The sequence below is a fragment of the Caballeronia sp. SL2Y3 genome (genome assembly GCF_022879575.1).
In the GTDB taxonomy this organism is placed as follows: Bacteria; Pseudomonadota; Gammaproteobacteria; order Burkholderiales; family Burkholderiaceae; genus Caballeronia.
On record NZ_CP084260.1, the window covers coordinates 1,340,258 to 1,356,820 of the forward strand.

The 16,563-nt window shown below is 65.6% G+C and carries 18 protein-coding genes; 12 read left to right on the top strand and 6 right to left on the bottom strand.

The window, feature by feature from the left end:
• Nucleotide 1: 1 nt before the first annotated feature.
• On the top strand, nucleotides 2-958 hold the full coding sequence (locus LDZ26_RS06320; RefSeq protein ID WP_244848634.1) for an alpha/beta hydrolase: 957 nt from the start codon (nucleotides 2-4) through the stop codon (nucleotides 956-958).
• Nucleotides 959-1,545: 587 nt separating this feature from the next.
• On the opposite strand, the gene LDZ26_RS06330 is transcribed toward LDZ26_RS06320, so the two are convergent.
• The 3 genes from LDZ26_RS06330 to LDZ26_RS06340 all read right to left on the bottom strand — a co-directional run bounded on the left by LDZ26_RS06330 (nucleotide 1,546) and on the right by LDZ26_RS06340 (nucleotide 4,355).
• Nucleotides 1,546-2,376 (bottom strand): NRDE family protein, encoded by an 831-nt coding sequence (locus LDZ26_RS06330; protein ID WP_244848635.1) that lies wholly within the window; start codon nucleotides 2,374-2,376, stop codon nucleotides 1,546-1,548.
• A 6-nt stretch (nucleotides 2,377-2,382) separates the two neighbouring features.
• Entirely contained in the window at nucleotides 2,383-3,369 is a 987-nt protein-coding gene (locus LDZ26_RS06335; RefSeq protein WP_244848636.1) for a folate-binding protein YgfZ, read from the bottom strand.
• 644 nt (nucleotides 3,370-4,013) lie between these two features.
• Complete coding sequence (locus LDZ26_RS06340) at nucleotides 4,014-4,355, bottom strand: hypothetical protein (protein WP_244848637.1); 342 nt, start codon at nucleotides 4,353-4,355, stop codon at nucleotides 4,014-4,016.
• 252 nt (nucleotides 4,356-4,607) lie between these two features.
• Between LDZ26_RS06340 and mltG the strand changes: the two genes are divergently transcribed.
• The 9 genes from mltG to LDZ26_RS06385 all read left to right on the top strand — a co-directional run bounded on the left by mltG (nucleotide 4,608) and on the right by LDZ26_RS06385 (nucleotide 12,751).
• Nucleotides 4,608-5,618 (top strand): endolytic transglycosylase MltG, encoded by a 1,011-nt coding sequence (mltG, locus tag LDZ26_RS06345; RefSeq protein ID WP_206468128.1) that lies wholly within the window; start codon nucleotides 4,608-4,610, stop codon nucleotides 5,616-5,618.
• The gene (gene tmk / locus LDZ26_RS06350; RefSeq protein WP_244848638.1) at nucleotides 5,618-6,238 is read left to right on the top strand and encodes a dTMP kinase; all 621 of its coding nucleotides are present in this window, start codon (nucleotides 5,618-5,620) and stop codon (nucleotides 6,236-6,238) included. The genes mltG and tmk overlap by 1 nt, the downstream gene beginning before the upstream one ends.
• A 16-nt stretch (nucleotides 6,239-6,254) precedes the next feature.
• The gene (locus tag LDZ26_RS06355; RefSeq protein ID WP_244848639.1) at nucleotides 6,255-7,301 is read left to right on the top strand and encodes a DNA polymerase III subunit delta'; all 1,047 of its coding nucleotides are present in this window, start codon (nucleotides 6,255-6,257) and stop codon (nucleotides 7,299-7,301) included.
• 30 nt (nucleotides 7,302-7,331) lie between these two features.
• On the top strand, nucleotides 7,332-7,868 hold the full coding sequence (locus LDZ26_RS06360; RefSeq protein ID WP_244848640.1) for a GNAT family N-acetyltransferase: 537 nt from the start codon (nucleotides 7,332-7,334) through the stop codon (nucleotides 7,866-7,868).
• A gap of 13 nt (nucleotides 7,869-7,881) precedes the next feature.
• Entirely contained in the window at nucleotides 7,882-8,670 is a 789-nt protein-coding gene (locus LDZ26_RS06365) for a TatD family hydrolase (RefSeq protein WP_244848641.1), read from the top strand.
• Between the two features lie 70 nt (nucleotides 8,671-8,740).
• The gene (locus LDZ26_RS06370; RefSeq protein WP_244848642.1) at nucleotides 8,741-9,475 is read left to right on the top strand and encodes an ankyrin repeat domain-containing protein; all 735 of its coding nucleotides are present in this window, start codon (nucleotides 8,741-8,743) and stop codon (nucleotides 9,473-9,475) included.
• A gap of 85 nt (nucleotides 9,476-9,560) precedes the next feature.
• A complete protein-coding gene (locus LDZ26_RS06375; protein WP_175940309.1) occupies nucleotides 9,561-9,917 on the top strand; it encodes a Rap1a/Tai family immunity protein in 357 nt (118 codons plus the stop codon).
• A 138-nt stretch (nucleotides 9,918-10,055) separates the two neighbouring features.
• Nucleotides 10,056-11,441 carry an alpha,alpha-trehalose-phosphate synthase (UDP-forming) gene (otsA, locus tag LDZ26_RS06380; protein ID WP_244848643.1) on the top strand — a complete coding sequence of 462 codons (1,386 nt, stop codon included), beginning with the start codon at nucleotides 10,056-10,058 and terminating at the stop codon, nucleotides 11,439-11,441.
• Between the two features lie 242 nt (nucleotides 11,442-11,683).
• Nucleotides 11,684-12,751, top strand: a complete 1,068-nt coding sequence (locus tag LDZ26_RS06385; protein ID WP_244848644.1) for a glycosyltransferase family 4 protein — start codon at nucleotides 11,684-11,686, stop codon at nucleotides 12,749-12,751.
• Nucleotides 12,752-12,858: 107 nt separating this feature from the next.
• Here LDZ26_RS06385 and LDZ26_RS06390 read toward each other — a convergent pair whose 3' ends face one another.
• From LDZ26_RS06390 to LDZ26_RS06400, 3 genes are all read right to left on the bottom strand, one after another.
• Entirely contained in the window at nucleotides 12,859-13,449 is a 591-nt protein-coding gene (locus LDZ26_RS06390) for a YSC84-related protein (protein WP_175940651.1), read from the bottom strand.
• Nucleotides 13,450-13,744: 295 nt separating this feature from the next.
• On the bottom strand, nucleotides 13,745-14,215 hold the full coding sequence (locus LDZ26_RS06395; RefSeq protein ID WP_244848645.1) for a hypothetical protein: 471 nt from the start codon (nucleotides 14,213-14,215) through the stop codon (nucleotides 13,745-13,747).
• 223 nt (nucleotides 14,216-14,438) lie between these two features.
• Complete coding sequence (locus LDZ26_RS06400) at nucleotides 14,439-14,741, bottom strand: PsiF family protein (protein ID WP_244848646.1); 303 nt, start codon at nucleotides 14,739-14,741, stop codon at nucleotides 14,439-14,441.
• 228 nt (nucleotides 14,742-14,969) lie between these two features.
• Here LDZ26_RS06400 and LDZ26_RS06405 point away from each other — a divergent pair, with 228 nt between their 5' ends.
• Entirely contained in the window at nucleotides 14,970-15,251 is a 282-nt protein-coding gene (locus LDZ26_RS06405; protein WP_244848647.1) for a hypothetical protein, read from the top strand.
• 179 nt (nucleotides 15,252-15,430) lie between these two features.
• On the top strand, nucleotides 15,431-16,393 hold the full coding sequence (locus tag LDZ26_RS06410) for a sugar ABC transporter substrate-binding protein (protein ID WP_244848648.1): 963 nt from the start codon (nucleotides 15,431-15,433) through the stop codon (nucleotides 16,391-16,393).
• Nucleotides 16,394-16,563: the final 170 nt, after the last annotated feature.

Sequence of the window (16,563 nt, forward strand, 5' to 3'; positions counted from 1 at the left end):
GATGCCGCTCAATCCCAAGATCGCGCAGATCCTCGACATGGTCGCGCGCGCAAACCGTCCGCCGTATCACACGCTCACGCCCGGCAAGGCGCGCGCCGCCTATGCGATGAGCGCGCCCATTCTCGATATCGCGCCGTTGCCGCTCCATAGCGTCGAAGACATGCGTATCCCCACGCGCGATGGCGCCGAGATCGGCGTGCGCGTCTATCATCCCGCCGCGCCGAGTTGGGCTGAGCCCGCGCCCGCGCTGCTGTATCTGCATGGCGGCGGCTTCACGGTGGGCAGCATCGCGACGCACGACGCGCTTTGCCGCAAGTTCGCGCACGACGCGCGCTGCGCGGTGGTATCGGTCGATTACCGGCTCGCGCCGGAGCACAAGTTTCCGGTCGCCGTGAACGACGCGTTCGACGCGCTGCAATGGCTCGCGCGGGAAGCGCCGATGCTCGGCATCGATCCGGCGCGGCTCGCCATCGGCGGCGACAGCGCGGGCGGCACGCTCGCCACGGTCTGCGCGGTGCTCGCGCGCGACGCGGGCATCGCGTTGCGGCTGCAACTGCTGATCTATCCGGGCACGAGCGCGCGGCAGCGAAGCGACTCGCATGCGCGGCTGGCCGAGGGCTATCTGCTTTCGGGCGAGACGATTCAGTGGTTCTTCGCCCAATATCTGCGCGACGACCGCGACCGCGACGACTGGCGCTTCGCCCCGCTCGATGCAGCGGGCGGCCAGCCGGATTTCGCGGGCGTGGCGCCGGCGTGGATCGCGGCAGCGGACCATGATCCGCTCTACGATGAAGATATCGCGTATGCGGCGAAGCTCGCGGCCGCGGGCGTGCCCGTGACGCTCGCGCGCTACGAAGGAATGATCCACGAATTCTTCAAGATGGGCGGCTTCGTGCCGGAAGTGGCGCAGGCGCACGCGGATGCGGTGGCGGCGTTGAAGGGGGCGTTGGAGAGCTGAGGTGCGGCAACCGCGAACGTTTGACAACTCGACGATGCAAGCCGTCCGTTATCGCCGCGCTTGATCCACGCGTTCTTCAGGATGGGCGGCTTCGTGCCGGAAGTGGCGCAGGCGTGCGCGGATGCGGTAGCGGCGCCGAAAGGCGCGTTCGAAACGTGAGGCGCAGGATGGTCGAACGTTCCCAACTCGATGCGAGCCGTCCGTCAGCGCCGCGCGTGATTCGCGTGTTCTTCATGGCGGTTCGTGCCCGAAGTGGCGCAGGCGCATGGGGTTGCGCTAGCGGCGGTGAAGGGCGCGTTTGAGAGCTCAGGCGCGCAATTTCGAGCGTCCCCCAACTCGACGATGCGAGACGTCCGTTATCGCCGTGCTTGATCCACCCGTTCTTCCGGATGTGCGGCTTCGTGCCAGAAGTGCGGAAGGAGCGCGCGGATGCGGTAGCGGCGCTGAGAGGCGTATGCGAAAACACAGGCGCAGCATGGTCGAGCGTCCCCCAACTCGGCGATGCGAGCCGTCCGTTATCGCCGCGATGAGCCGTTTGGTGTCTGATGCGGCGAACGCAGATGCGGCGCGGACGCCAAAAGCCACGCTCACGCAATCTCAAACGAAAACGCCCGCTCAACATTCCCCGGCCTGACGACGCGATGCGAGCCGTCGTCATCGCTGCGCTCCTTGATCGCCAGCGAGAAGCCGCGCGCGGTCGGCAGCACGCGCAGCGCGGTCGTGCTGCGCGTGCCGTATTCGGGCGTCTCGATGAACGCCGCCGACAGCACGCGCTCGCGCTCGATCGATATGCCGGTGGACGGCAGATGTTCGTCATCGGCGATACGCGGATCGCGCAGCGTGTCGATCAGCACGTCGAGCGCCGGATGCTCGCCGGCATGGATCAGATCGGCGAGCGCCTGCCGCTGCGCGACGAGCTTCGGCCACGGCGTGTTCAGCAGGCTGTTCGAGAGACCGTGCACGCCGGCTTCGAGCAGCGCGGGCGGCGCGTCGGCGCGATTGCCGTACCAGCCGAGCTCGCGTCGCGCGAAATCGCCGCACAGCAGATTGAAGCCGTTATAGCGGTGCCCTTGCTCGGCCACGCGCCGCAGATAGTCCAGCGGCGCTTCGCGCTCGCCCGCGAGAAACGCGCTCACGAGCGTGCCGCGCGTGGGCGCGTCGGCGCGCATTTCGCTCGGCGCGCGATAGTTCGTCAGCGCGGCGAAGCGGCCGACGCGGCTCACGCCGAGCCACGTGCCGCCGCCCGTCAGATCGCGGCCGGCCAGGACGCCGGGCGCATCGGCCCACCAGTGCATCGGCTCGGCGTCGCGGCGGAAGAACTCGTCGCGGTTCGCGGCGAGCGTCAGCAGCGCGCGACCGTCGCCGGAACGCGCGTCCGGGCGGGCGTCCGGCTGCCAGTCGAATACGATCAGGCACATGAGCGGTCAGACGTCGGACGGAAACGCATACGGCAGCGGCAGGAAGTCGAGGCGCGGACCGTCGACGGCGCCGACGTGCACCGAGCCGTTATCGAGCGCCGCGAGCTTGATTTCGACGAGACAATCGACGCCGCCGCCTTCGGCCGGCGCCGCATTGACGACCATGCCGCAGGGCTGGCCGGGATCGTCGGAATGAAAGAGCGCCGCGCCGGGCGCGGCCGTTTCGCCATGCGCGAGTGCCGTGCGCCGCTTGATGGTCCCGCGATACTGACTGCGCGCCACCACTTCCTGACCCGGATAGCAGCCTTTCTTGAAGTTGACGCCGCCCAGCACGTCGAAGTTGACCATCTGCGGAACGAACTGCTCGACGGTCGGCTGCGTGATGCGCGGCTCGCCCGCGTGAATGTCGAGCCAGTCCCACAGTTCGGCGGGCCCGCGCCGCAACGTTTCGTCGAGCTTCGGCAACTGCGCCTCGATATCGGCTTTCGGGCCGACCAACAGAAAGCGCGGACGGCCCGCGGCGTCAGGCACGCGGATCAGCGCGCCGTGCGGACCTTCCACCTTGACGTGGATGCCATCGGGCAGCGCGTCGAAGATGCCGGAGAGCGCCGCGCGCACATCGCCCGCGAAACCGACGGCCGCGACTTCGGGCGTCGCGTCGGAGAGTTTGGCTTTCGCGCGCAGCACGAACATGGACAGGCGCTTTTGCACGGGCGCCTGAATGTCCTGCGAGATCAGGAGACGCACGGCGTCCGCTGTGCGCCACATGAGGAACGAGCCGAGCAGGCGGCCCTTGGCCGAGCAATAGCCCGCGAGGCGCGCGGTTGAGGCGTCGAGATGCTGGACGTCGTTGGTCAGCTGGTTATGCAGGAACGCGACGGCGTCATCGCCTTTCACGTCGATCACGCCGAACTGCGTGAGCGGCATGTGGACGCCCGCGGTCCTGACGGCTTCGAAATCGGCGGCGGCGAGGGAACTGGTCTGGGAATTCATAGGGACGATGTGTCGATGCGAAAGGCGCGGCCGGTCGATCCGGCCCCGCGCAGGTGGCAAGTCATTATATGGGGGTTGGGCGGGGCGTGTTTTTAGGGCGCACGCAGGAGGGCTGGGGATCGGCGGGTTACGGCCTGATGGCGACGCATCGCGGCGCATGGCTATCGCGTTGGCGTAGGCAGCATGTCTGCGCAGGGCCACCGCAGTCGCTTCGCATGCGCGGCCAGTCGACGCTTCTCGCCATCGGCCGATGCGTTGCTAGGCTCTGCCGAGACCGTCGCTCTTGCATCGTGTTGTGTGCGCCGCCCGGGGGCTTGGCCAAAGACGTGCCGGAAACTCGCTTTTGCGGTCCGTGCGTTCCGTGGCGATCGACCGCGCGCCCCGTCGCAGAGTGGGGGCGCTAGTCGAAACGGCCGACTACGCCCGTGCCGCGACGGCCGCCTGCCGGTCGGCGTGCGCTTGCTCGCGCTTGTTCGTTATTTTCGGTGGCTGAAATTAGAGGCGGCGGGCGTTCCACCCGCCGTTATCCTCGGAACGCCGCGAAGCGGCAGCAGCGGCTTGTGCGGCCTTCCGTGCTACCGCTTTCATAGAAGTGGCGCGATCACCCGCGCCACACATCCGTCTTCGTCAGCCTTAGTCAGCGCTTACTGCCCCGCCGGCGACCTCACACTCGGCGTCGCGAGCGTGTTATTGCTCGTGGCAGGAGCCGTAGTGGTAGTGCCGTTCGTGCTGCTCGGCAGCCCCGAGTTCGGCGCGCCGCCGGACATGCCGCTGGCGGAGCCGGTCGCGCCCGGTGAGCCGTAGCCGCCCGTCGCTCCGTTGCCCTGGTTGCCCTGATTGACCTGGTTGGCCGGGCTCGCCGTGCTGCCCGTCGAACCGCCGTTGGAACCGCCCGCCGAGCCGCCGCCGCCCGCCTGCGCGAACGCGCCGCCCGACAGAGTCAGCGCGGCAACCGCCGCGATCAATGTGCTCATCGCCTTGCTCATGATCTCTTCCTCCTTGGTCGTTCTCCAAAAATGAGGCAGACGCTCATCGCCTGCTTAATTGAATGAGTCGCAAGTGCCGTGCCGCGTTCGCCCGATCGTTCGCATTCTGCAACCGGTCCGCTCTGACCGAAGCGTGGCCGCATCTATACAATACGGGTCGAAATCGGCCGAAGGGCTGCAAGAGGGAAGTCGCGCGCTGACCTGACCGGCGCGCACCTCTCCGTCATCACTCCATTACTGCCTCTAATCGTCGTGTCTTTCCTGAAGAAATGCGTCGTGGCGGCGCTGCTCGTCGCGATACTCGCAGCGGCCGTCGCGGGCGGCGTCTATTACTGGGCCAATCGGCCGATGACGCTGTCCCCCGCCGAACTCGATGTCACCATCAAGCCGCACAGCAGCCTGCGCAGCGTAAGCGCGCAGCTGAATCGCGGCGGCGTGCCGGTCGAGCCCGAACTGTTCGTGCTGATGACGCGCGTGCTCGGCCTGTCCGCGCAGCTCAAATCCGGCAACTACGCGTTCAAGAGCGGCATCACGCCCTACGAGGTGCTGCAGAAAATCGCGCGCGGCGACGTGAACGAATACGTTGCGACCGTCATCGAAGGATGGACGCTGCAGAAAATGCGCAGCGAACTGGACGGCAATCCCGCGCTCACGCACGACACGGCCGGCATGAGCGACATCGACTTGCTGAAAGCCATCGGCGCGACCGAAGTGGACAAAGCATCCGCCGAGGGCCTGTTCTTCCCGGACACGTATCTCTTCGACAAGGGCACGAGCGATCTCGCCGTCTACAAGCGGGCGTATCGCACGATGCAAAAGCGCCTCGCCGAAGCCTGGGCGACGCGCGCACCCAACCTGCCGTACAAGACGCCGTACGAGGCGCTCATCATGGCGTCGATCGTCGAGAAGGAGACGGGGCGGGCGTCCGACCGGCCGCTCGTGGCGGCGGTGTTCGCGAACCGGCTGCGCATCGGCATGCCGCTTCAGACGGACCCGAGCGTGATCTACGGACTCGGCTCGACCTACGAAGGTCATCTGAAGAAAAAGGACCTGCAGACGGACACTCCGTACAATACCTACACGCGCATGGGCCTGCCGCCGACGCCGATCGCGTTGCCGGGCGTGGCCGCGCTCAGCGCCACGCTGAACCCCGCGCCGAGCAGCGCGCTGTATTTCGTGGCGCGCGGCGACGGCAGCAGCATCTTTTCCGACAATCTGGGCGACCACAACAGGGCCGTCGACAAGTACATCCGGGGTCAATGATGGCGCGCGGCACTTTCATCACGTTCGAAGGCATCGACGGCGCGGGCAAGACCACGCATCTCGACTGGTTCCGGCAGCAGCTCGAAGGGAAAATCGCGCCGAGGGGCCACCATGTCGTCATGACGCGCGAACCCGGCGGCACCGCGCTCGGCGAAACGCTACGCGGCATTCTGCTGAATCAGCCGATGGACCTCGAAACCGAGGCGCTCCTGATGTTTGCCGCGCGCCGCGAGCATTTGGCGCAGGTGATCGAACCGGCGCTCGCGCGTGGCGACTGGGTGCTGTCCGACCGCTTCTCGGATGCGACTTTCGCGTATCAGGGCGGCGGGCGCGGTCTGCCGCGCGACAAGCTGGAAGCGCTGGAGCGATGGGTGCAGGGCGGTTTCCATCCGGATCTGACCGTGCTTTTCGACGTGCCGACCGAGACCGCGAGCGACCGCCGCTCCGCCGCGCGGGCGCCGGACAAGTTCGAGAGCGAGTCGGACGCTTTCTTCGAGCGCACGCGCGCCGAATATTTGCGTCGCGCGGCGGAATCGCCGGAGCGTTTCGTCATCGTCGATTCGACTCAGCCGATCGACGCGATCCGCGAGCGTCTGAAAGACGTGATCGCGGGCCTTTGAGACTACGGCACAGAAGATGATCTACCCCTGGCAAACCGACGACTGGCAACGCCTCCAGCAACTGCGCGCGCACTGGCCGCACGCACTCTTGCTGCACGGAGAGGCGGGCATCGGCAAGCTCGCGTTCGCGCAGCATCTCGCGCAGGGGTTCTTGTGCGAGACGCCCGCCGGCAACGGCGAGCCGTGCGGCACATGCCCCGCGTGCCTGTGGTTCTCGCAAGGCAATCACCCGGATTACCGCGCCGTGCTACCCGAGGCGCTTGCCGCGCTAGCCGGACCGTCGGGCGCGGACGACGCATCCGCCGATAAAGCCGACAAAGCCGATGATGGCGAAGGCAAGAAATCGCGCGCGCCCAGCAAGGAGATCAAGATCGAGCAGGTGCGCGCGCTGCTGGACTTTTGCAGCCTCGGCTCGCATCGCGGAGGCTTGCGCGTGGTGCTGCTGTATCCGGCCGAGGCGCTCAACGTGGCGGCGTCGAATGCGCTTCTGAAAACGCTCGAAGAGCCGCCATCGGGCGTCGTGTTTCTGCTCGTGTCGGCGAGGATCGACCGCTTGCTGCCGACGATCATCAGCCGCTGCCGTCAATGGCCGATGAGCCTGCCCGATGCCGACGCCGCGCGCGCGTGGCTCGCCTCGCAAGGCGTGGACGATGCCGCGAGCCTGCTCGCCGAAGCGGGCGGCGCGCCGCTCGCCGCGCTGGCGCTCGCGCACGACGAAAACCGCGCGTTACGCGATTTCACGCTCGCGCAACTCGCCGCAGGCCCGAACTGCGATGCCTTCGCGTGCGGCGAAAACTTGCAGAAGCTGCCCGTACCGATGGTCCTCGGCTGGCTGCAACGCTGGCTCTACGACGTGCTCGCACAGCGCACCGCCGGCCGGCCGCGCTATTTCCCCGGCGCGGGCAAGGCGCTCGCGCGCTGCGCGCAAGCCGCCGATCCTGCCGCGCTCGCCCGCTGCATCAAGGCCGTCACGCGTCAGCGCGCAGTGGAGAACCATCCGCTGAACGCGCGGCTCGTCTTCGAAGAACTGTTTCTCGCGTATCGCGGGATTTTCACCGCCTGATCCTTCGCTCCGTTCTCAACGCCACCGCCCATGAGTCTCACGTATCGCGACGCCACCCTCGACGACCTGCCCGCCATCGTCGCCATCTACAATTCGACGATCGCCTCGCGGCAGGTGACCGCGGATCTCGATCCCGTCAGCGTCGAAAGCCGTCTCGCGTGGTTCCATTCGCATGGCCCGAACGCGCGGCCGCTGTGGGTGGTCGAAGAGAGCGGCGGCGTGATCGCGTGGCTGAGTTTCTCGGATTTCTACGGCCGGCCGGCGTATGCGCGCACCGTCGAAGTGAGCATTTATCTGGACGAGCGCGCACGCGGCAAAGGGCTCGGCAAGCAACTGCTGCGCGAAGCACTGGACAAGGCGCCGTCGCTGCAAGTCGATACGGTGCTCGGCTTCGTCTTCGGCCATAACGAGCCGAGCATGAGACTTTTCGGGAGCTTCGGCTTCGAAGCGTGGGGCACGCTGCCGCGCGTCGCGGTGCTGGATGGCGTCGAACGCGATCTCGTCATTCTCGGCTTGCGGCTGGAAAGCGCGCCGCAACGAAAAAACGGCCTGAGTCAGAATCAGTAGCAAGGAGCACGGGATGTTCGTCGATTCGCACTGTCACATCAATTTCGAAGGCTTGGCCGACCGGCTGCCGGACGTGCTCGACAAGATGCGCGAGCACGCGGTCACGCATGCGCTGTGCGTGTCGGTGGATCTGGAGACGCTGCCCTCGGTGCTCGATATCGCCGAGCGATGCGAGAACGTCTATGCGTCGGTCGGCGTCCATCCGGACCACGAGGACGCGAAGGAGCCGAGCGTCGCGGAACTGGTCGAGCTGGCCGCGCATCCGAAGGTCTGCGCGATCGGCGAGACGGGACTCGACTACTATCGGCTGGAAGGCCGCAGCATCGCCGACATGGAATGGCAGCGCGAGCGGTTTCGCACGCATATCCGCGCCGCGCACGCGACGGGCAAGCCGCTCATCATCCACACGCGGTCGTCGTCGGAAGACACGCTGCGCATCATGGAGGAGGAGCGCGCGAGCGTACCGGGCGGCGTCATGCACTGCTTCACCGAGCCTTGGCACGTGGCGGAAGCGGCGCTCGCGCAGAACTTCTTCATCTCGCTCTCCGGCATCGTCACGTTCAAGAAAGCGACGGACGTGCAGGACGTCGCGCGGCGCGTGCCGCTCGACCGGCTGCTGATCGAAACCGACTCGCCGTATCTCGCGCCGGTGCCGTATCGCGGCAAGCCGAATGAACCTGCGTACGTGAGTTATGTCGGACGTTTCATCGCGCAGTTGCGCGAGCAGACGGACGAAGCGGTGGCCCAAGCGACCACCGACAACTTCTTCCGGCTTTTCAAGATCGCACGCGCGGCTGCCTGAGCACGGTCAGGCGAGCGTCGCGATTCATCGTTTCATGGCAATTCGAAGGTCCACTATGAACAATTCCTCGATGATTTCCACTCAGTCCGCCACGAACGCACGCACGCAGGCCGGCAGGCGCGCGGCGGTGCGCGGGCTTTTCGCGGGCGCGCTGGTCGCGGCGTGCGCATTCGCGCAGCCGGTCTGGGCCGCTTCCGTGGACTCGCTCATCAAGGCAGTCAAGTTCGACGACGTGTCCGAGGTCAAGAAGCAGCTCGCGCAGGGCGCCGACCCGAATACGGTGGATAACACCGGCGCGCCGCTGCTCGTGATTGCCGCGCGGGAGAAGTCGGACAAGGTCGGCCAGTTGCTCGCCGACAATCCGAACACGGACCTCGAAAAGCTGGATTCCGCCGGCGAGAACGCGATGATGATCGCCGCGCTCAACGGCGACGCCACGTTCGTGAATCTGCTGATCGCGAAGGACGCCGAAGTGAACAAGAAAGGCTGGACGCCGCTTCATTACGCGGCGACCAACGGCCACGACGACATCGTGAAGATCCTGCTCGACCACTCCGCCTACATCGACGCCGGATCGCCGAACGGCACGACGCCGCTCATGATGGCGGCGCGCGGCGGCCATCTGTCGACGTGCAAGCTGCTGCTCGATCAGGGCGCCGATTTGCGCGTGAAGAACCAGATCGGCATGACGGCAGTGGACTTCGCCCGTAAATACAACGAGAAGGACGTCGCGGAAGGTTTGCAGGCGCGCCTCGACGCCATGCAAGGCGGCGCTGCTCAAAGCGGCGCAAATGGGTCAAAATAACACCGCTACGCTCGAAACCGGGCGAGCGCGGTCAGGCGCGGCCGCCTCGCCCCAATACGCCGCCGCTCAACAGACAAGGAAGACCATGCTGCGGGAATTCGCCATCGCCTGTGTTCTTGCGACGCCCGTGTGCGCGTTCGCATTCACCGGCAACGATCTCAACAAGCTCTGCATCAAGACCGACCCGAACTCGCGTACCGCGTGCGCCGCCTATATCGAAGGCGCGGCCGACGGCGTGTACAACACGATCGAAGCCATCGGCGGCACGACGGGGCCGCAAGTCGGCCAGTACTTCTGCCTGCCGGCCGACGTCAAGCCGCAGCAACTGACGGACGCGGTGCGCAAGTACATCGCGGACAACCCCGACAAGGCGAATTTCAACGCCACGACGATGGTTTCGCTCGGTCTCGGCAAGGCGTTTCCCTGCAAGGCGGAACGCTGAACGGACGCCGACGCGCCTCTTGCAGCGGCTCGGGTGATCGGACGCGGCGCGGAAACCCGCACGCCGTTTGCTAGTCGAACGTCGGACAGCGATCCAGCGATCCGCCCACATCACACAAAAAACGCAAGAGGAAAGCATATGAGCCGTCTCGTCGTCGTATCCAACCGGGTCGCCACGCCGACCGAAACCAAGGGCTCGGCCGGCGGGCTCGCCGTCGGCGTGTTCGGCGCGCTGAAGGACAGCGGCGGCGTCTGGTTCGGCTGGAGCGGGGACGTGGTGAGCGAGAGCGTCGCGAATCAGGGGCCCACGCTCGTGCAGGACGGCGCCGTGACGTTCGCCACCGTCGGCCTGCCGAAGAAGGACTACGACCAGTACTACCGCGGCTTCTCGAACGCGATGCTGTGGCCCGTTTTCCACTATCGCAACGATCTGGCCGTCTACGACCGCGACGAATACGCCGGCTATCGCCGCGTGAATTCGTGGCTCGCGCACAAGCTCATCAAGCTGCTGGAGCCGGACGACGTCATCTGGGTCCACGACTATCACCTGATTCCGTTCGCCGAGGCGCTGCGCAGCGCGGGCATCACGAACCGGATCGGCTTCTTTCTGCATATCCCGTTTCCGTCGCCGCAGATTCTGCTCAACATTCCGCCGCATGAGGAACTGGTGCGGTCGTTGTGCTGCTACGACGTCGTCGGCTTCCAGACCGAAGGCGATCAGACCGCATTTCACGACTACATCGTGCGGCACGCGCACGGCACGGCGACCGCGGACGGCCACGTCGATGCGTTCGGGCGCAAGCTGAAGACGGGCGTGTATCGCATCGGCGTATTCCCCGACGAGATCGCGGAACAGGCGCAGCGCGGCGAGGCGCGGCAGGACGTGATGGACCTGAAGCAGAGCCTCGAAGGCCGCAAGCTCATCATGAGCGTGGACCGGCTGGATTATTCGAAAGGGCTCGTCGAACGGTTTCGCGCGTTCGAGCATTTTCTGGAGAAATCGCCCGAATGGCGCGGCAACGTCACGCTCGTGCAGATCGCGCCGCCCACGCGCTCGGACGTCGAAACGTATCAGCAGATCCGCCAGAACCTCGAATACGAAGCAGGGCGCATCAACGGGCGCTATTCCGGCCTCGATTACACGCCGATCCGCTATCTGAACCAGCGCTATGACCGCTGGAAATTGATGTCGCTCTTCCGCGAATCGCAGATCGGGCTCGTGACGCCGCTGCGCGACGGCATGAATCTCGTCGCGAAGGAATATGTCGCCGCGCAGAATCCGGACGATCCCGGCGTGCTCGTGCTCTCGCAGTTCGCGGGCGCGGCGGGCGAAATGACCGGCGCGGTGATGGTGAATCCGCACGATGTCGTCGGCATGAGCGACGCGCTCGCCCGTTCGCTCGCCATGCCGCTCGCCGAGCGCCAGCAGCGTTACCAGACCAACATGGCGGCGCTGCGCAAGCACAATCTCGGCGTATGGCGCGACGATTTCCTCGCCGACCTTCGCGGCGTGCGACGCAAGTAACAGGCGCGCGAAACGGTTTGTTTCCGGTCTGTAACAGAGCGATGAAAGTGCAAGAGAACGCCGGTTCGCGCCGCTTCGCCGTCGATAATGAATCGTCGCGCGGCGGCCGGCTTGCCGCATCCAACGATCGAGGGAAACCCTCGTTAGCCGGCTGACAGTCTGCTGTCATACTCGATCTCGCGCGACGCATTCAGAACACGAGCACACGCTCGCACGTCGAAGTTCGCATGGAGACGAGAACGATGAGAATTGCCCAAATTGCCCCGTTGACCGAGTCGGTCCCGCCCAAGCTCTACGGCGGCACGGAGCGCGTCGTGTCGTATCTCACGGAGGCGCTCGTCGAGCTTGGCCACGATGTGACGCTGTTCGCCACCGGCGACTCGAAAACCACGGCGAAGCTCGAAGCCGTCTGGCCGCGCGCGCTGCGCCTCGACCCGGCAATTCGCGACCGCATTGCGCCGCATATGCTGCTCATGGAACTAGTGCGCCGCCGCGCCGAGGAGTTCGACGTCCTGCATTTCCACATGGACTATTACTCCTTCTCGCTCTTCAACCGGCAGGACACGCCGTTCGTCACGACCTTGCACGGGCGGCTCGACTTGCCGGAGCAGCAGCCGGTGTTCGACACGTTCAACACCGCGCCCGTGATCTCGATCTCGGATTCGCAGCGCCATCCGTTGCCGCAGGCGAAGTGGGTTTCGACGGTCTATCACGGCCTGCCGGAGATGCGTTATGTGCCGCAGCCGGTCGAGCAGAAGTATCTCGCTTTCCTCGGGCGCATCTCGCCGGAAAAGCGCGTCGATACGGCCATACGCATCGCGGGGCGCTGCGGCTTGCCGATCAAGATCGCGGCCAAGGTCGATGCAGCCGACCACGAATATTTCGAGCGCGAGATCGCGCCGCTGCTGGAGTTGCCCTATGTCCAGTTCATCGGCGAGATCAACGACGCGCAGAAGGCGGACTTCTTGTCGGGCGCGCACGCGCTGGTGTTCCCGGTCGACTGGCCCGAGCCGTTCGGACTCGCGATGATCGAGGCGATGGCCTGCGGCACGCCCGTTATCGCGTTCAATCGCGGCGCGGTGCCGGAAGTGGTGGACGAGGGCGTGTCGGGCTTTGTCGTGGAAGACGAGATCGGCGCGGTGGCGGCGGTGAACCGGCTGCATACGCTCTCACGCGCGGGCGTGCGCAGGCGCTTCGAGGAGCGCTTCACGTCGCACCGCATGGCGCGGCAATATCTCGACGCGTATCAGGCCGTGGTGCGCGCGCAAAAGCGCTCGCGCTTCAAGCTGATCGATCGCGCGGCGACCTGAGTTCAAATCCAGGCACCAAAAAAGTAGACCGCCGTGTGACGCGACCGTGAGTCGCGTCACACGGCGGTCATGATTTCCGCCGGGACCGTGAGACGGCGCGCGCCGCCTTACATCTTCAGGCGCGTCACCTTCGTGCCCTGGAGCGACACGTCGGCCATCAGGCCCGCGTTCGTCAGCACGAACGCTTCCACAGGGTTGGTGGCGGTGGTCGTGTCGACCGCGCCGTTCGCACCCATCTTGACGAGCGCCACGGATGCATCGGCGCCTGCCGACCAGCCGTCCGAATTGCGGAATTTGTCGAGCGCGTCCTGCGTCATGAAGAGGAAGATGATCGACTTCGACTGCGCGCCCGCTTGCAGGCCGAACGAGCCGGAGGTCGTGCTGTAGTAGCCGACCGTGCTGCCACCCACGCGCAGCGAGCCCTTGCCGTACTGCGCGCCGACGATGAAGCCTGCCTGAATCACGGACGGGAACACGAGCACGCCGCGCGACTTCGCGACCAGTTCGCGCGAGCCGGGAACCGTCGCATAGAGCCGCTGGATGGTGCTGTCGACGTCCGCGTCGATGCTGCGGCGATCGTCCGCGCTGCCGGCGGCCTTCTCAGCGCCGGTATTCGAATTCGTCGTGCAACCGGCAAGCGCGAGGCCTCCCAGCGCCAACACGGCCGTCGTCTTGAGCATGAAGTTTCGTCTTTGCATCATTGTTCTCCATCGTGGAATTAGGAAACCCCATAGTGCGGGAGGGTGAGGCACGCCAAGTTATAGCACAGCGACGCGACAACGCGACGCTCGCACCGGACACAGATACCGCGTTCCGCGCGTGCCGCGCAAGCCCTGCGTCGCATCCGCGCGTCGTCCACTGGACGACGGCGAATGGCCGGCTATTTCGCCCGCCCCGCTGCCTGAAGCCCTGCATTAATTTCACCGCACCGGTCTCGGTGACGGCGGCAACGCCGCGTAGCAAGTAGCAACGACCGTACCCGGAGCGCCGCCGTCACTGGCTCGTCGTTTTTACTTTGGTCGGAGGAACGGGGTCCGGCACGCGCGACGGCCGCCGCAATGCGCGCTTGATGCCGCCGATCACGATGCCAACGGCAAGCAGAAACGCCGCCGGCACGACCCAATAGCCGATGAAGGCGTGCCACAGATAGTCGGCGAGCGTCGCCTTGCGATGCGCGTATTCGTCGAGCGCTTCCTGATGACGGCGGGCGTTGGCCTTTAGAACATCGGCGGGGCAGCCGGCTGCGCGCGCTTCGTCCGGCGCGCCGTGGCAACGGGCGGCGGCGCCCGCGGACCGCTGTGCATCGGTGAGTTCCCAGGTCGAGAGCGCCTTCTGAAGATCGACCGTGTTGTAGGCCATTTCCTCGCGCACCTCGTTGACCGCGACGATCATCACGGGCACGGCCCAGAAGGTGATCGTCACGAGCCACCGGCGGAACCAGCGGTTCTTGTATCTCCATGCCATCCGATGCCTCCATGCGAGGCTTGTCGCCACGCTTGACGAGCGGCGGCCGATGGCGTGTTTCTTGTATTCGTGAAGGGCCGCCTTCGCGCCATCTTATGAGAAAAAGACGGCGGTGCGAAACACTTGCTTGGGTGCAGTGCAATATGTACGGAGAGGAGGGCAGACTGGACGCGCCGCATGCGATCGACGCGGCGCGAATCAGACGATGCGGCCCGCGCCGCGATCAGCCCTTGCTGCTGAGACAACTCTTCATGAACGCCTTGCGGTCGTCGCCCTTCTTGCCGGATGCCTGGCTGTTGCACGCAGTCATGCGCTGCTGCTGGGTCATCGGCGCGGAGGCGGCGGAGGCGGCGGGCGTGGCGGACAGGCAACTCTTCATGAACGCCTTGCGGTCGTCGCCTTTCTTGTCGCTTGCCTGCTTGTTGCAGTCGCTCATCTTCGACTGCTGGCTATTGGCCGCGAAAGCCGTATGCGCGCCCAGCGTAAGACTCAAAACAGCGATAAGGGCAGTGGCTCGGATGGTCATGTGACGCTCCCTGAGTGATTGACGATTCTTCTTGAATGCGCGAGTTTCGACGTCTCGCTCGCGCATTATGGCAAAGCAGGTTTCAACTGAGTGTGCGATAAGGTTAAATCTTCGAGTTGATCCATTGACCGCCGCGCCGCCGCCTTGCAACGCGCTTTCGCCGGCGAGCGGACGCAGTGTTCGTCATCCGGTTGCTTCGATCCTTCATCCCAAGACAGGAGCCGCTTCATGTCCACACCGCTCGCCGATCACTACAAGGGCTTCGCTATCCACGTGCAGGCCATGCGCCGCGCGAAAGAGCGTGACGAGCCGGATGACGGCCCGCGCCACTTCGACATCTTCGTGACCATTTCGCGCGACGCGGCCGGCGAGAGCGGCCGCTCCGCCATGTTCGGCGTGCCGGAGCAGGCGCCGTTCGAAAGCCCGATCGATGCGACGCGCGCCGGCATCGACTATGGCCGCAAGATCATCGACAACGAGATCGAGGGCCAGTCCGTCGCCGATCTCTGAGCGCCTGCGGCTGGCGCCGAACGCGCGCAAGACCACATTGCGCGTGCGTCCGAAGCGCCCAGTGCACGTTAGCCCGATTGACCGCGCGCCTCCCACGAACGAGAATCGACGGCGGCAAACGTTGAACCGCCCACGTTTCGCGTGCGCACAAATCAATCAAAACACTGGAGGAGAACCGCATGAAGTCAGCCATTCGCCGTCGCGTCCTGTCAGCCGCCGTCGCGCTCGTTGCGTGCAGCGCGCTGCCTTTTGCCGCATCGCCCGCGTTCGCGCAGAGCGCCGGCAAGCCCAAGGTCGCGCTCGTGATGAAGTCGCTCGCCAACGAGTTCTTCCTCACGATGGAAAACGGCGCGAAAGACTATCAGCAGCACAACGCCGACAAGTTCGACCTCATCACCAACGGCATCAAGGATGAAACCGATACGGCCGCGCAGATCCGCATCGTCGAGCAGATGATCGTCTCGAAGGTGAATGCGCTCGTCATCGCGCCGGCGGATTCGAAGGCGCTCGTGCCGGTCATCAAGAAGGCGGCGGACGCGGGCATCGTCGTCGTGAATATCGACAATCGGCTCGATCAGGACGTGCTCAAGTCGAAGGATCTGAACGTGCCGTTCGTCGGCCCCGACAACCGCAAGGGCGCGCGCCAGGTCGGCGACTATCTCGCCAAGCGCCTGAAGAAGGGCGACGAAGTCGGCATCATCGAGGGCGTTTCCACGACGACCAACGCGCAGCAGCGCACGGCCGGCTTCAAGGACGCGATGGACGCGGCCGGCATGAAGGTGGTCGCGCTTCAGTCCGGCGACTGGGAAATCGACAAGGGCAACGCCGTCGCGTCGCAGATTCTCAACGCGAACCCGAACGTCAAGGCGCTGCTCTGCGGCAACGACAACATGGCCATCGGCGCGGTGTCGGCGGTGCGCGCGGCGGGCAAGGCCGGCAAGGTGCAGGTGGTCGGCTACGACAACATCAACGCCATCAAGCCGATGCTGAAGGACGGCCGCGTGCTCGCCACCGCGGATCAATACGCGGCGAAGCAGGCGGTGTTCGGCATCGACGTGGCGCTCAAGGCCATTTCCGGGCACAAGAAGCAGTCGGAGCTCTCGACCGTGGTGGAAACGCCCGTCGATCTCGTGACGAAGTAAAGCGCAGCGAGCGTTGCGCCGCGAACCGTTCGTCCTCAAGTTCGCGGCCATCATGCCGTTAAGATGCACGAGCGCGGTTGATGGACGGCGGAGCGCGCCGGCCGCCGTCCCGCCGCAACGCATGCACAACTTTGCCGAGGATGCACCGACCGCCTTGAGCGACCTTACGC